General features: G+C 33.7%; 16 protein-coding genes. 8 read left to right on the top strand and 8 right to left on the bottom strand.

Annotation, left to right across the window (positions count from 1 at the left end; genetic code table 11):
* The 5 genes from COL05_RS16805 to COL05_RS31420 form a co-directional block, all read right to left on the bottom strand.
* Positions 1 to 777 carry an enoyl-CoA hydratase gene (locus COL05_RS16805; RefSeq protein ID WP_000911295.1) on the bottom strand — a complete coding sequence of 259 codons (777 nt, stop codon included), beginning with the start codon at positions 775 to 777 and terminating at the stop codon, positions 1 to 3.
* 11 nt (positions 778 to 788) lie between these two features.
* A complete protein-coding gene (locus COL05_RS16800; RefSeq protein WP_098669447.1) occupies positions 789 to 1,376 on the bottom strand; it encodes a fatty acid metabolism transcriptional regulator FadR in 588 nt (195 codons plus the stop codon).
* A gap of 106 nt (positions 1,377 to 1,482) precedes the next feature.
* Positions 1,483 to 3,168 (bottom strand): long-chain-fatty-acid--CoA ligase, encoded by a 1,686-nt coding sequence (locus tag COL05_RS16795; protein ID WP_142337539.1) that lies wholly within the window; start codon positions 3,166 to 3,168, stop codon positions 1,483 to 1,485.
* A gap of 129 nt (positions 3,169 to 3,297) precedes the next feature.
* A complete protein-coding gene (locus COL05_RS16790; protein WP_098669445.1) occupies positions 3,298 to 4,110 on the bottom strand; it encodes a BclA C-terminal domain-containing protein in 813 nt (270 codons plus the stop codon).
* A gap of 143 nt (positions 4,111 to 4,253) precedes the next feature.
* Positions 4,254 to 4,487 carry a hypothetical protein gene (locus COL05_RS31420; RefSeq protein ID WP_180233462.1) on the bottom strand — a complete coding sequence of 78 codons (234 nt, stop codon included), beginning with the start codon at positions 4,485 to 4,487 and terminating at the stop codon, positions 4,254 to 4,256.
* 188 nt (positions 4,488 to 4,675) lie between these two features.
* Here COL05_RS31420 and COL05_RS16780 point away from each other — a divergent pair, with 188 nt between their 5' ends.
* The 8 genes from COL05_RS16780 (at position 4,676) to COL05_RS16745 (ending at position 12,741) form a co-directional block, all read left to right on the top strand.
* Positions 4,676 to 5,179, top strand: coding sequence for a DinB family protein (locus COL05_RS16780; RefSeq protein ID WP_098669444.1), 504 nt, complete (start codon positions 4,676 to 4,678; stop codon positions 5,177 to 5,179).
* Between the two features lie 251 nt (positions 5,180 to 5,430).
* Entirely contained in the window at positions 5,431 to 6,570 is a 1,140-nt protein-coding gene (locus COL05_RS16775; RefSeq protein WP_098293600.1) for a tyrosine-type recombinase/integrase, read from the top strand.
* Positions 6,567 to 8,681 carry a tyrosine-type recombinase/integrase gene (locus COL05_RS16770; protein WP_098293599.1) on the top strand — a complete coding sequence of 705 codons (2,115 nt, stop codon included), beginning with the start codon at positions 6,567 to 6,569 and terminating at the stop codon, positions 8,679 to 8,681. The genes COL05_RS16775 and COL05_RS16770 overlap by 4 nt, the downstream gene beginning before the upstream one ends.
* Positions 8,674 to 9,054 (top strand): DUF6262 family protein, encoded by a 381-nt coding sequence (locus COL05_RS16765; RefSeq protein WP_098293598.1) that lies wholly within the window; start codon positions 8,674 to 8,676, stop codon positions 9,052 to 9,054. Before COL05_RS16770 ends, COL05_RS16765 begins: the two co-directional genes overlap by 8 nt.
* Positions 9,055 to 9,227: 173 nt before the next feature.
* Positions 9,228 to 10,430, top strand: coding sequence for a hypothetical protein (locus COL05_RS16760; protein WP_098293597.1), 1,203 nt, complete (start codon positions 9,228 to 9,230; stop codon positions 10,428 to 10,430).
* A gap of 21 nt (positions 10,431 to 10,451) precedes the next feature.
* A complete protein-coding gene (locus COL05_RS16755; protein ID WP_098293596.1) occupies positions 10,452 to 11,012 on the top strand; it encodes a hypothetical protein in 561 nt (186 codons plus the stop codon).
* 2 nt (positions 11,013 to 11,014) lie between these two features.
* Positions 11,015 to 12,037 (top strand): hypothetical protein, encoded by a 1,023-nt coding sequence (locus COL05_RS16750; RefSeq protein ID WP_098293595.1) that lies wholly within the window; start codon positions 11,015 to 11,017, stop codon positions 12,035 to 12,037.
* A 398-nt stretch (positions 12,038 to 12,435) separates the two neighbouring features.
* A complete protein-coding gene (locus COL05_RS16745; RefSeq protein ID WP_098669443.1) occupies positions 12,436 to 12,741 on the top strand; it encodes a YfjL-like protein in 306 nt (101 codons plus the stop codon).
* A 62-nt stretch (positions 12,742 to 12,803) separates the two neighbouring features.
* Here COL05_RS16745 and COL05_RS16740 read toward each other — a convergent pair whose 3' ends face one another.
* From COL05_RS16740 to COL05_RS16730, 3 genes are read right to left on the bottom strand one after another with little or no spacing between them, the layout of a single operon-like run.
* Complete coding sequence (locus COL05_RS16740; protein WP_098669442.1) at positions 12,804 to 13,496, bottom strand: ABC transporter permease; 693 nt, start codon at positions 13,494 to 13,496, stop codon at positions 12,804 to 12,806.
* 24 nt (positions 13,497 to 13,520) lie between these two features.
* Entirely contained in the window at positions 13,521 to 14,393 is an 873-nt protein-coding gene (locus tag COL05_RS16735) for a DUF4097 family beta strand repeat-containing protein (protein WP_142337538.1), read from the bottom strand.
* A gap of 34 nt (positions 14,394 to 14,427) precedes the next feature.
* Positions 14,428 to 15,132 carry an ABC transporter permease gene (locus COL05_RS16730; protein WP_098669440.1) on the bottom strand — a complete coding sequence of 235 codons (705 nt, stop codon included), beginning with the start codon at positions 15,130 to 15,132 and terminating at the stop codon, positions 14,428 to 14,430.
* Between the last annotated feature and the right edge of the window lie 3 nt (positions 15,133 to 15,135).

The following is a 15,135-nucleotide window of genomic DNA, read 5'->3' as shown; positions in this document are numbered from 1 at the left end:
CTACCTGCCGCTAAATGAAGGCTTGCGCTTTTCTAAAAACGCCGCTACACCTTCTCTTCCATCTTCACTCGTAAATACTTCCCCAAAGATTTGAGCTTCGCGTTGTACACCTTCATAATAATGAGACGATTTCGTCGTTTGCAATAACTCTAGTACAGCACGAGTCGTCGCTGGGCTTTTTCCAGCAATCTGTTTTGCAACTTTAAGCGTATCATCTAAAAATGTTTCTTCAGCAAAAACTCCATTAACAAGTCCCCATTTTAATGCTTCTGCACCAGTAATCGGCGTACTTGTTAACATCATTTCACAAGCTTTCGCTTTCCCAACATAACGTGGTAATCGCTGTGTACCTGCAAATCCAGGAATTAATCCAAGTGTTAATTCAGGTAAACCAAGTTTTGCACTTTCAGTTGCAAAGCGCATGTGGCAAGACATAGCAAACTCAAGGCCGCCGCCAAGTGCCGCTCCATGAATTGCCGCGATAACTGGTTTTGAACATTTTTCAACGCGCTCAAACGTAACTTGTCCAAGCTGCGCTAATTCAGTCGCTTGCTTCGCTTCAGTAACAGATGTAAATTCTTTAATATCTGCTCCCGCCGAGAAGAAACGCCCTTCACCGTGAATAACAACAACACGAATGTTATCATCCTTCTCTACTTGATCAATTAATTCAGTAACGTCATGCATAACTTGTGAAGACATCGCGTTAGCTGGCGCATGATTTAACGTCGCCACCGCGATATGATCTTCAACTCTTACAGATAGGAATTTCAACATGATCCCTCCCATTATTGACGATAACCACAGGCTGCAATAAGTAGCCCATGTACCGTTTTTGAAAGTGCGACCAGATCATACTTATGATCGCTCATTACCCAATTGGTCACAACTTCATCTACTGTTCCAAAGATCATTTGTCTTGCCACGCGAACATTTAAATCTGCTCGAAATTCACCTTGCTTTATCCCTGTCTCTAAAATCTCATCCATAACTTGTAAGTAGCCTTTTAATACTTCATTTATTTTCAGGCGTAAGTCTTGATTGGACTGTCTTAGCTCTAATTGCGTAACGATAGCAAGAGGATCATTTTGCGATAACAGCAAGAAGTGCGTTTCTACCAACATGAATAACTTCGATACAGCGCTTTCAATTCCTGCTGTTTTTTGACGAATTGTTTCGACAAATTCTCCCATCTTCTCTTGGAATAAGGATATTAATATATCTTCTTTATTTTTAAAATATAAATAAATCGTGCCATCAGCTACCCCAGCTTGCTTTGCTATTTTAGAAACTTGCGCTTGGTGGTACCCATTCTCCGCAATCACAATGACTGCCGCATCAATAATTTGATTGTATTTAGGTCTATTTTTCTTCACTTTACTGTCCCCTTCAAGAAGATGACTGAATGAATAGCCATTCATATTCTTATAATACTGACTATTTAGAAAAGTGTCAATCCTATTTTTTCAAAAAGAAAGGGCCTTAGCCCGTTTGCTCATCCTCATTCTTTCTTTTCTCTTCATCAATTAGAACACGACGTAAAATTTTTCCGACTGTCGTTTTCGGCAGTTCATCTCTAAACTCATATACTTTCGGCACTTTATAGGCAGCTAAATATTTACGTGCAAACTGATTTAATTCTTCCTCAGAACACTCCGCACCTTCTTTTAACACAACAAATGCTTTCACTGTCTCCCCTCGGTACGGATCAGGAACTCCAATCGTCACTACTTCTTGCACTTTTTCATGCTCGTATAATACTTCTTCTACTTCACGAGGATACACATTAAATCCACTCGCAACAATCATATCTTTCTTACGATCTTTCACATAGAAAAATCCATCTTCATCCATGTAACCAACATCCCCTGTATGGAGCCATCCATCTTGTAATACAGCGGCTGTTTCTTCTGGCTTATTCCAATATCCCTTCATAATTTGAGGACCTTTTACTACAATTTCACCGATTTCTCCTGGTGGTAATGCCTCGCCAGTTTCAAGCGACATAATCATTGCTTCTGTATCTGGCCATGGAACTCCAATGCTACCTGGCACTCGCCTTTCCCATAAAAAATTACTATGTGTAACCGGAGATGATTCTGTTAAACCATACCCCTCTACTAGTTTACCACCTGTAACTGTTTCGAACTTTTCCTGTACTTCTACTGGCAGTGGTGCTGAGCCACTAATACAAGCACGAATAGAAGAAATATCGTATTCTTTTAAAAGCGGGCTATTTAAAAGTGCGATATAAATAGTTGGTGCTCCTGGAAACAACGTCACTTTATGCTTCTTAATCGCTTCAAAAACCATTTTCATATCAAACTTTGGAATAAGAACCATTTTATATCCTTGCATAATACTTAAATTCATAACAGCTGTCATACCATAAACATGGAAAAATGGAAGAACCCCAAGAACGACTTCTTCTCCTTCTCTGCAATTATATAACCAATGAACCCCCATCAACGTGTTGGATACGAGGTTCTTATGCGTTAACATAACGCCTTTCGGAAATCCAGTTGTTCCTCCTGTGTACTGTAAAAGAGCTAAATCATTTTCAGGATCACAAGGCACTTCAACATCCGTATTCACTTCTTTTTCTACTGAGTTCCAAAGATGAATCGTTTCACTCTCTGATACTTTCACAACTAAATTCGACTGTTTTTTCTGCACAAATGGATACAATAGATTTTTAGGGAAGGGTAAAAAGTCCGCAATACGAGTTACGATAATATGTTCAATTTTTGTTGCAGATTGAACATTCGTTACTCTTGGAAATACTAAATCGAGGCAAAGAATTACTTTTGCTCCCGAGTCATGAAGCTGGTATTCTAATTCTCTTTCTGTATATAGTGGATTTGTTTGTACTACGATACCCCCCACAAGTAATGTACCGTAATAACCAATTACAGCCTGCGGACAATTCGGCAACATAATAGCAACTCGATCACCCTTTTCCACACCGAGCTTTTGAAGATAATTTGCAAACCTCTTCACCTTATCATGGAAGTCTGAAAATGTAATATCCTTCCCTAAAAAATGAAGCGCTTTCTTTTCTGGATAGCGAGAAGCCATCTGTTCTACATATCTATGAAGCGGCTGAATATCATAAGAAATCGTACTCGGAATTTCCCCTGGATAACTTTTCAACCATGGTTTTTCCACCTTCATTCCCCCTTCAAATACATAAAAATAAATGAATGTTCATTCATGATGGTTGGTTTCATTATATTATAGTCACCATAACGTTACAATCATAATATTCTGACTTTTATATAACTATGCTTCACTCCATTAACTTCTTATTATATGTACAAACTCTCCTAATCTATAAAAAAATAAGAGAGTTATGCTTAATCTTATTATCGTTAACACAGCTCCTGGTGTAGTTGTTGATAATGTCGCAACAGCTAACAAACCAAATAATTGCAAACTAATAGCATCTCCTGCTGCAAGAGTTGTAATGATTGTTGCGCTAAATGATGTAGTTGCTACCGCAGAAGAATTAATCGTCCCAGCAAGTGGTGCTCCATTAATTGTAATCCGTGAACTGACTAATAATGAAGCTGTTATATTAATCGTGTATGAAATGTAATAATTCCCAGCATTTGCAACCGTAAATACTGTATTTCCCCCGGAAACCGTAATACCTGGACCGATGTTTTGATTATTTGGAAGTGGGACATTTGTTCCACCGAGAAGTACCGATATCGCTGTTCCCGACGTATTATTTGCAAATGCATACGTCGCCGTGATACTTGTACCTGTTACTCCCGTTGGGCCTGTCGCTCCTGTTGGACCCGTTGGACCTGTTTCCCCTGTTGCTCCTGTTGGACCCGTTGGACCTGTTGATCCTGTTACTCCCGTTGGACCCGTTGATCCTGTTACTCCCGTCGATCCCGTTGGACCCGTTGATCCTGTTACTCCCGTCGATCCTGTTACTCCCGTCGATCCCGTTGGACCTGTTGATCCTGTTACTCCCGTCGGACCGGTTGGACCAACCTTAGGCACTGTCCCATCACAACTAAAACAGCATGAATCAACATGTACACCATTTTGATTATTACAACTACAATATCCATTTGTATTATTGAGCCATGAAGACATGTTGATCACTTCCTTTACATTCGATCTTTTAAGTACAATCAACGAGTTAGAAAACAACTATCTAAATAACAAAGACATACTTTACCTAGTGGGGATAAACACAGATTTATTCCATACATTCTAGTAATTATTACATGCGATTCTCACTCCTTTTGCTTGTACTTTCGCCTTCTTGCCAAAACGAAATTCTTTTTCTCCATTCTGCATATACATATAAATTTCAATCCAATTGGTGTATTCATCGGCAGATTACTTGCAGGTGGAATTGTACTTTTCTTTTCATGAAAATTAGGGTTTAGCTCAACACCCCTTACTTTAATAGGAACCGGTATTTCAGCTCTCGGCTCAGCAATTATTCCCCCCTTTATTGTTAACACAGATTTGAACGTTGCTGTACTTGGAGCACCTTATTTCTTATGGCTGATGAGGAAGAGTGGGAAGAAGGGTAATTAAAAGAGAGGCTTCTTATGTGAGAAGCCTCTTTTTTAATTCATTCTCATAAGCCTAAAGGAAACTATCTTTTTTTCACGAATTTAACCTATGAACATAACTAGGGGGGATAACAATGTATCAAACACTTGAAGGCTTCTTGCAATCATGGACATACGAGGCTGAGTCTACTCAAAAGATGCTCGATGCATTAACAGATGAGTCTTTATCACAAGAAATTGCACCTGGGCATTGGACGTTAGGCAGAGTTGCTTGGCATATCGTGACGGCAATTCCTGTTATACTGTCTGGCACAGGGCTAAAGTTTGAAGGAGAATCGAAAGATTATCCTGTTCCAACTTCTGCAAAAACAATTGCAGATGGGTATCGTAAAGTGAACGCGGCTTTCGTTGAAGCACTTCAAAGTAAATGGACTGATAAAGATTTAGCAACTATTAATGACTTCTTTGGTCGCCCTATGCCGAATTCTATATTTTTAATGACACTTATTAATCATCAAAATCACCACCGTGGACAAATGACGGTTTTAATGAGACAAGCTGGCTTAACAGTTCCTGGCGTGTATGGACCCGCAAAAGAAGAATGGGCTGCTGCTGAAATGGAAGCACCTAAAATGTAACAACAGAAAAAGACAAGGTGTTTACATTAAATAGACTAAACTAAGAAGAGGATATTATGTTCAATATATGAGCATATATCCTCTTTTCTTATACATATTAGATAAGTTATACAGATATTAAAAATACAGTTCAATATGTATACAATGTTCAGAAAAGTATGTATCCTTTAAGAGGGAGAACGTAGCCCCTAGCGGGATGCGTAGTGAGGTCTTTAGACCGAGCGTTAATATTTTTTTAGGGGTGAAATGCTATGAGGGTGCAAGAGGTTGCCTTAGAGAATAACAGCAAAAGATACATATTACTAGATCAAGAAGGATTCCCTGTAATGCCAGTTATGAAATATATAAAGTATTTAGATAAGACAGGGAAAAGACCTAATACTCAAAAAGCATATTGTTATTCTTTAAAACATTTTTATACCTACTTAGAAGAAACAAACAAAGATTACAAGTTTATTAGATTAGAAGATTTAGTTGACTTTGTGGGGTGGTTAAGAAGCCCCTATCAGAGTCCAAATGTCACCCCTCTCCAACAAAAGAAGGCAATGCGAACGGAAAAAACAATTAACCATACAATTACCGTTATAGCAAACTTCTATGACTACCTCTACCGAAATGAAGAAGTACAAAATGACATGATGAAAAAGTTAATGAAGCAAGTATTTACAAGAGGACATTCACGTTACAAAAGTTTCTTACATCATGTTAATAAGGAAAAGCCATCAATCAGAAACATATTGAAGTTAAAAGAACCACGCAAAAGAGTAGAAACACTTACAAAAGAACAAGTACAACAAGTATTACAAGCAACTACTAATATACGAGATAAGTTCTTAATTCAATTGTTATTTGAAACGGGATTGCGTATTGGAGAAGCTCTCTCTCTTTTCATGGAGGATTTTGTGTATGATCATCAAAAAGGTCATCGGATTCGTTTAGTAGAACGAGGGGAATTAGAAAACGGTGCGATGTTAAAAACAGGAGAGCGTAAAATTTATGTATCACAATCCTTAATGGATTTATATGATGATTACTTGTATGAAGTGCTTGATGAATTAGAATTGGATTCAAACTTTGTTTTTGTAAAACTGAGAGGAAAAGATGTGGGAAAACCAATGGAATATTGGAACGTTGAGTCTCTATTTAAGCGTTTAAAAAAGAAAACAGGGATAAACCTATATCCTCACCTATTTCGTCATACACACGCTACAATTTTCTACCAAAAAACAAAAGATATTAAGCAAGTACAAGAACGATTAGGACATTCTCAAATTCAAACTACAATGAATTTGTACCTACATCCTTCGGATGAAGAAATTCGTGAGAATTGGGGAAAGGCTCAACATGCGTTTCAGATCACCCCAAAAACAGGAGATGATTCGAGAAAATGAGGATTCAACAAAACCATATCCATGACGAATTAGGTTTTCATGAACAATTACAGCAAGAGTTATCGACCTATACAGAAAAAAATATTCACGAAGATGGAAAGGTAACAAACAATATCGTGCAAAATCCGTATTTCTTAGTCAATAATACATGGAATGTTAACGTAATTGGAATGATTCCAAACTTTATAAAACAGTTTTTGAATTATACACATACAAATAAAAATCTAAAATTCGAAATTGAAAGTCCTTCAGTTAATTTAGAACTCAAGTACGTATGGTACAACAAGTTATTTCGGGATGAATGGCAGTTGACGAGTGCTTTTACGGGACAAGTTCAACATCTTAGAAAATTGACAGCATTCCTCAATGAAAAGTATCCTGCATTACATTCCCTACTTGATTTGGAGATAGAAAATGTAGAAATGGAGTGGATGTTTTGGTTGTCTGAAAAAGGGGTGAAAATAAAATTTATCAAAGAAGAGTATCATGGGGAATACACAAATAAAACACCAACAGCAAACTTTTTAGGTGTAATTCACTCTTATCTTTTTCAATTAACTGACACTCGTGAAGAATGGGAAAAAGATCGTTGGGATATTCGGATTTTAAATCAAACATATGGTATAGAGTACAACAAAAGCATGAATCATTACTATATAGATTTTAAAAAAATAGAGCATCAATCTATTCGGAAACAAGTAAAAAAATATACAAAACAACGTTTACTTAGTAAAAACAATTTTTCTTGTGGCACAGCACAAACATATTTAAAGTATTTGCCTTCATTTATTAATTTTATATTATCATTAGAGCCTACATGGAATGATTTAAAACAATTAAAACGTTCACATATGGAGCAATACATACAATGGTTGCACAAATATACACAGCATCAAATAAATAGAAGAAATGCAAATCCTGAGAGTTATATTTCTCATGTTTTGGGTATCATACAAAAATTTTTAGAAGATATTCAACGATACGAGTATGATATCGCTCCCCAAACACATGTCAAGTTATTAATCATCCCAGAGGATAGACCAAAACAAAAAAGGAAATCTATTGACCAAGTAGACTATATTCCTGACTCCGTTTTAGAGCAACTTTTTACTCATATTAATGATTTACATAAAGATTTCGTTCCTGTCATTTGGGTTGCTTTTAAAACAGGGCTTAGAATTTCAGATGTATTAGGTTTAACTAACAATTGTTTAGTACAACTCAACAGTCAATATTCTATTGAAACGGATATTGAAAAAACATATGTTAAAGGACATCGAATACCTATTGACGAAGAATTAGCAAGAATTCTTGCGGTTCTAATAGAAAAATCAAAAGAACTTAGCAATCAAGACAATAATCCCGAAGGGTATATTTTCGTTCGTTATCGTGGACAACGAAAAGGAAAACCATATAGCCAACATTTTGTTAGAAGAAAAATAAATATTTTGGCAAAACAAAAAAACATTACTGATGAAAATGGCAACTTATTTCATTTCAAAACCCATCAGTTCAGACATACTTATGGAGTGAAAATGTTAAATGGTGGTGCCGATATTTTAACTGTACAAGAGCTATTGGCTCATGCATCCCCTGAAATGACATTAAGATATGCCAAGCTTTTAGATGATACAAAAAGAAAAGTCTTTGAGTCGGTAATAAAGCAAGGTGTTTTTTGTTTTGACTTAAATGGTGAAGTACAAGAAATTAAAGCAGGTGAAGATATTCCGACAGACATATTGGATGCTTTGTGGCAAGACCACAAGCTAAATGCGATGGACAACCCTTATGGAACGTGTCACGCTCGTCTAAACGGAAATTGCCCTCATATGGAAGCACCACCTTGCCTAACTTGTGGTGACAATCAAACTCCGTGTAAAGACTTAGCAGTAGGTTTTTCGGAATTAGATAAGGAAAAATATGAACTTCACATTAAAACAACTGTAAAAGCTATTGAAATAGCAAAGCAAAGAGGTCGAGAAGATATAGCTGAGAAAAACGAAAAGAATTTACAACGTTATCAAAACATTTTCAATACCCTACAAGAAGGTAATGTTATCTTTGGTAGGCAAGAACGGATGAAAAGAAAGTTAGGTGTTAAAAATGACTAAGTATGATCGTTCTATCCATTTGAAATCCATTCATACCAAGCGTAAAGCTGATACCTATCAAAAAGTGAATGAAGCTATTAAAAGGCTTTTAAAAGCAAATGAAAAAATAAATTTTAACAGTGTAGCCAATGAAGCTGATGTGTCCAAAGCAACGCTCTATAACAACAAGGACTTCCGTTCAAGAATTGACACGTTACGAAATCAACAATCACAAGTACCTACACTGAAACAAGTAAAGCGAGAAATGAATGAAAGTAATAAGGATGCCCTGATTGCCTCCCTAAAAAGAAAAAATAAGAAATTAGAAGGTGAAAACAAGAAATTAAGAGAACAACTGAAAATAGCTTACGCAGATGTTTATAGAAAGTTGTAGTCAAACAGAGAACGCTGTTCTCCTTCTTCGACTATCTGGCTAGTTTATTAAACAACACCTGTAGATTAATTAGTTATATTTTATCTTTTTTCGACGATTTTCGACACATATAACATTAGATATCTTTTATACTCAATACAATACAATATACTAATTAATGAAAGGAGTTAAATATGGATATTCAAAAATTCGAAGCACTATTTGGACAAAAAATGAGATCTAATAAAGATAAAAGATTGTTAGCAATCGAAGAATATCTAGCTTTTAACCATGATATTGAAATATCATTTGAAAATGATACTGAAAGATGTTTAGCATTCATTTTACAGATGATTAGAGAAGAAACAGAAATTAGTGATGTTGTCTTAGGAGATATCGCAGATATAATAATGGAAAGATATTCAGCAGGTCAGCCATACGCAGTTTCAGAATTAGAAACTGAATTAAACTTAGAACAAATTAAAAAATTATTAGAAACACTTTTATTAAAAGATTGTTCATATGAAAATCTTATTTTCTCTGATTGCCATGAAGTAACTATTGATAATATTACCGAAATCGTTGAATTTAAATGTAGATATACAGAGTTTTATGTTGATCCGAGAACAGGTGACCTAGGACGTGAGATTCAAAGTGGTACGATTCATGTAATGTTTGACCTGAAAAACAAGCTATATATAACATCAATGGTTGGTTATAATAAAATAATCAATAAATTAATCGATTTAATTAAACATAATTTTCATCCTCAGATAAACATTAAACCATATTATTTACAGCAAAACATAAGATATATTAAAAATGCTGCAACTAGCGATTTTGCTTCATTAACCTTACTGGTAATTAACTTAATCTTTAAGAAGTTCAATGACATGGGATATATCGTACAAAGTGTGGATTCATTATCCTTTAACAATGAAAACGCACCGAGAATTAAAAATGCTAAATTAACTGGTACTGACCTGTTTAAAGACCCAGATGTTGTAGAAAGAATATATAGTGCAGACAAAATAACTAAGTTCACTGTAAACATTATGAAAATGATTGGTGGCAATGCTGCACTCCTTACGGATTTAACTATTGATTTTAGAGGAATGATAAAGTTCATTTTTGATAATCAGAATGAAAGAACCTTTACCGTCTCTCAAGCATGCGTCGATCTTTTTAATGGTATCAACGAATTAATGGATGACGAACATACTATAGAGATAGGTCAAACGTTATTAAAAGAGAATATGCAACGTTTAGCATTTGATACTAGACCGCAATTTAACGCATTTATGTATACATTAAAAAATGAGTTAACAGATTTACTTCCAGATAAAGCCGAGGAGGTCAAGAACTTTTTTCAAAGTACCTATAATGTCTCCGATTAATAATACAAAGGGGAGAAGAATATGTTTTTATCGAGTTCATGTATTATTGTAAAAGCTAATAGTGTGACACCTATTGATGAATTTTTGAGGAATAGTCATTTTACTCAACCCAAAAAAGGGATAGATGATTATGCTTTTTATTCAATTAACTTTTATAATCCAGAAAAGACAATTGGTGAAATTCATTGGTCCGAATCCTTTCATTACGGTAAAATGAACTTGATAAATTTCATGAGAAAAAATAACACATTTATTCTTTTTACCTCATCTGTTCAAAATTATAAAATATTGAGTTATATATTAGAGCAACTATTCAGTAGCAGTTTAGAAATTGAGATAGTTAAAATTCCATTAGAATATCAATTGAATGAACATGGAATTAAGGAAATTGTTAGTATAGAATCTCAAAATGCTTTTGGTATAAGTGTCATTTTGAATATTGACGAAAAGTATAGTTTGTTAAAAATCTATTCGAATGGACTAATTACTTATAGCATGACTAATGATCAAATTACTATTGAAAAAATTATTGACATTGCATTAAAGATAATTGAATTACTAAAAGTTGGTGATGAGTTTTAAACATGTGCAAAGCTTGTGAAATAATAAGAAGTCTTGATAGTTATTCAGTAGAATACCTTGGGTGGATAACCGCAATTGTTGGAGGAATAATAGCATTAACAACAATAATTTTTACACATTATAACGAACGCTCCATAGAAAAATCTAACGATATTGTAGAAGAAATTAAATCAATTCTTCAGAATAATAAAGATAATAAACAAAACATACCGTATAGTGAGTTAAGTAATAAATTTAATAAAATAATACACGTTCTATCAAATAACCGTGTTTATAATATTACTTTAATCTTTTTTGAAGTTATACTTTATGTTTTAGTAGTACTATGGTTTTTTGGATCTTTAGGATATGCACTAAATGCAAAAACTTGGACTGAAAGAATATTAATTATGGTTGCTTCTTTTATACTCATAGCAGTATTTTTGTTTATACCAAAAATTATTAAGATGTTCAATAAAAATCAGTCATTAATAATAACTAAGAATAATAAATGTAGCTACAATGAATTATTAAACTTTTTTCGATTTAACAATATATTAACCAAAAATGACACTATAAAAAATTTAATTAGCCCTTCACTGAGGATATCAATTAACACAAGAAATCAAATCATTCTAGAATACAATCAAAAAGTGTCTATAACAGATTATTCTATAATCTTTAAACTATTAAACGGTAACGAAGTAATATATATTTGTTTACATATTAGTAGTGATAAACAATCAATACAATTCTCCACAGATTCAAATAATGGGATGACATTTAGAGGGTTATTTGATTTGATGCGTACTTCAAGAAAAATAAAAAGTAACATTTTCATATCTGACACAATATCTGAAAATAAGGTATTCAAAATAAATAATATACCTAATGATGATGGAGATATAATTCTTGAGATTAGCAACCAAGAAACAATAACAAATAACTACGTTAACGACATGTTACAACAAAAAAAATCCTTAATTAGAGTTGTTAAGGGCTCACCAAATGACGAAATAGACTATCAACTTACCATATTTGAATAAAATATCCAATGATGAACTGCCTATTCAATTGTCAGATACCAATCTAATAATTGAATAGGCAGTTTTTTATTAAATATCAATTTAAAGATAGATTAGAAAAGTTGTTTTTTTATAGAATGAACACAAGGATATAAGTATTAGAAAAATACTATTCAGACTTAGTATCAAAAATAAAAACTCCTAACATATTAGTCATATATAGTATGTTAGGAGCTTCATATTTTAAGCATTTTTTGCATTTAGGTCTTGATAAGTGTACCATCTTGTCTTTTTCTGTAACTTGTTTCATGTGAAACTATTTTTTTAAAATGGTTGTTTTATGGAATATATAGGTTAAAATGAATACATATTACGAAGAGGAGTAACCAAATTGAATACAAAAAATAAAAAAAATAGCTATGGGAACTATTTTACTAACTTCTATTATCGGAGTTATCAGTGTGTCTCTTTATTGCACAAGTTATGGTACCCCTTGGGGAAAACAAACAGCAGTTACGGAATCAAAAGAATATATTACAAAATACTTTAATCTAGATGCGGAAGTCAAAAATACTTCTTACGATGCTAAAATGAATAGCTATGCAATCTCCTTTGAAACAAGTAAGGACGGAGAGTTTACTATTGAATATAAAAGCCCTAATAACTTTAACATTTCTCCAGGAGTTCAAGAGTATTTAAGCAAACACTCTAGATTTACAGAGTAATAACGAAGCATACATATACAAAAAGAGTTGGTGTAACGCCAACTCTTTTTTACGTATTCTTGTCATACAGTTACATCTTCCTTCTCTATATTTTTAATTCCGTAACATGCAATCACAACTCCAATTGCTGCCAATGCTAGTTGAAGAGGAAGAAAAGTTGCTACAGAAAACGTCGTGCTATTCATTGCAATTGATACAACGATAAGAGATGAAACAATTGTAGTTGGCACCGAACGTTTACGCATTCCGAAATATAGTGGGATTAAACTTATTCCCGCAGTTGCAACGGCTAAAGGAACAAGATTTATCCCTTCTCGCATCAATTGATCTACTGTGAATGAATTAGGAAGAAGTGAAAAATAGCTATCTATCCCAAAGAACACTCCTACTACTAAAATATTAGATAAAATAACTGTTATAAATGTTAATGTTGCTGTAATAACCAACTTACTAACCATCATTTCCTTTCGGTTAATTGGATAAGAAAACATAAGTAGTATTGTTTTGTTTTTATATTCACTAATTATTAACCTTGCGATTAACACACTACCAAAAATAATAAATGTTGCTCTTACTAATGTACTAGCCGTTAACAAAATCATCTGCGGATCTCTTATTTCTGGATCTCCTTCTATTTGTGCAATGAAACTAACAAAGATTAATAATGCCAGTATAATGATATTTGCAATAATTGCTCCCCTCACATACCATCCAATCTTAAATTTCTTCAGTTCTAGCTTCATAAGACGTAACATAATAGTCCTCCTTTCATTTACATTTTAATCGATATAAATTACCCCTGTTTTACTTAAAATCTCCACTTTGTTTTTGGCATCACCAATCGTTCCTACTTTTATTTTTTCTGTATTTTTATCTTTCTTAAGTTCTTTTAAATCCACTATTACGTCAGCCGAATTACTTTTAGCCATAAGCTTCAATGATGCCGGGACACCTTTATACCGTACGCCAATATCCCCTGATTTTGTTTCTACCAATAACAATTTTCCTTCTTTCATATCTTTCAGTAATACTTCACCGGATGTTGAAGTGATGTTCATATTTTCGTTTTTTATATTTTTCACATAATTATCGCCAGTAGTAGAAGTTATATTTACTTCTTGTAATGAACTATCTTTTAACATTAAATCTCCGCTTTCGGATGTAAATTCACCCTTCTCTGCCGATAGTCCTGTAATCATTCCATCTCCAGACTTGCCTTTTGTCACGATACTTTTTACTACTATATCCCTTATTTTCACATCACCCGATTTATTATTTAATACAATTTTATCTATTCCTTTCTTCGGAACAGCTATCGATATACTATTTTTCTTCCTAAACGTAAAACCATTAAAGAATTGGGTCGCCTTTTGTTTTTGCTTAACTATAACTTTATTCCCTTCATGCTCTATTTCGACAGGATCTATCTCTTTATCCACTTGTTTACCTTGAGCAGAAATTACTATTTTATTAGCTTCTGTACCTTTAAATTCAATATCCCAGTCTTCATTTTTCACTTCTATTTCTTTTATATGATTTATCTCAAAAGACTTTTCTTTCTTAAAATCTTTCCCCTGAAATACCTTAAAGCCAAAAATCACACTAGCAATTGTCAAAAATAATATTGCAATTACTATTATTTTTTTCACCATTCATACCCCAGTTCGTTTTTGTTTTAGGCTTGCTTCACGCCACATCGATCTTGTCGATTTTACGAAACGATAGATAACTAATAAAAATCCCTAATAAACAGAGCACTATTGGGATAGCTATAAAATCAAACATACTTACTTGATTGCTTTCAGCCCCAACGTTACCACTAATCAACATACCAATTATTACTGCCGAAGTAATCGTTGTCGGTGTTGATTTCTTTCTCATCCCAAAAAATAAGGGAATTAAACTTATACCAGATATCATAAATGCACTTATAATAGTATTTGGAACGATAGCTATTATTTCACCTATCGTAGCTGGCGTTTCAATCAGTCCCATCATTGGACTCACAAAATATACGAGCAAACTAATAATGAAAGTAGCGATAATCGTGCTCACAAAACAAAAACAAAAAACAATTGTTAATTTCGCTCTCATTAACATTTTCCTTTGTAGCGGATACATAAATGATAGTTGGATCGTTTTGTTCTTATACTCATCAATTACTAAACGTGATAAAATGACCGAACTAAAAATAATGAACGTTATTCTAATAAAAATATTTGCTAAATCCATGTTCTGTTTGAAGTCAGAGAAGAGCACGTCTCCCTCAGCTTTCATTCCCCATGCCATAAAGCTTACTACAGCGAAAATTGTTATAATACAAATTGCTACACTTTTAAAGTAACTAGATAATTGATGTTTCTTCCATTCGAGCTTCATTAATTTAAACATATA

It is taken from the genome of Bacillus sp. AFS059628, from assembly GCF_002571225.1.
Lineage (GTDB): Bacteria > Bacillota > Bacilli > Bacillales > Bacillaceae_G > Bacillus_A.
Note: the sequence above shows the minus strand (reverse complement) of the source record. Positions and strands in the feature narration are given on the sequence as shown.

Coding starts and splice junctions, on each gene's coding strand:
- COL05_RS16750 (WP_098293595.1), top strand. CDS start 11,015: ATGTGCAAAGCTTGTGAAATAATAAGAAGTCTTGATAGTTATTCAGTA.
- COL05_RS16805 (WP_000911295.1), bottom strand. CDS start 777: ATGTTGAAATTCCTATCTGTAAGAGTTGAAGATCATATCGCGGTGGCG.
- COL05_RS16740 (WP_098669442.1), bottom strand. CDS start 13,496: ATGTTACGTCTTATGAAGCTAGAACTGAAGAAATTTAAGATTGGATGG.
- COL05_RS16790 (WP_098669445.1), bottom strand. CDS start 4,110: ATGTCTTCATGGCTCAATAATACAAATGGATATTGTAGTTGTAATAAT.
- COL05_RS16735 (WP_142337538.1), bottom strand. CDS start 14,393: ATGGTGAAAAAAATAATAGTAATTGCAATATTATTTTTGACAATTGCT.
- COL05_RS16760 (WP_098293597.1), top strand. CDS start 9,228: ATGGATATTCAAAAATTCGAAGCACTATTTGGACAAAAAATGAGATCT.
- COL05_RS16745 (WP_098669443.1), top strand. CDS start 12,436: ATGGGAACTATTTTACTAACTTCTATTATCGGAGTTATCAGTGTGTCT.
- COL05_RS16765 (WP_098293598.1), top strand. CDS start 8,674: ATGACTAAGTATGATCGTTCTATCCATTTGAAATCCATTCATACCAAG.
- COL05_RS16730 (WP_098669440.1), bottom strand. CDS start 15,132: ATGTTTAAATTAATGAAGCTCGAATGGAAGAAACATCAATTATCTAGT.
- COL05_RS16780 (WP_098669444.1), top strand. CDS start 4,676: ATGTATCAAACACTTGAAGGCTTCTTGCAATCATGGACATACGAGGCT.
- COL05_RS16755 (WP_098293596.1), top strand. CDS start 10,452: ATGTTTTTATCGAGTTCATGTATTATTGTAAAAGCTAATAGTGTGACA.
- COL05_RS16775 (WP_098293600.1), top strand. CDS start 5,431: ATGAGGGTGCAAGAGGTTGCCTTAGAGAATAACAGCAAAAGATACATA.
- COL05_RS16770 (WP_098293599.1), top strand. CDS start 6,567: ATGAGGATTCAACAAAACCATATCCATGACGAATTAGGTTTTCATGAA.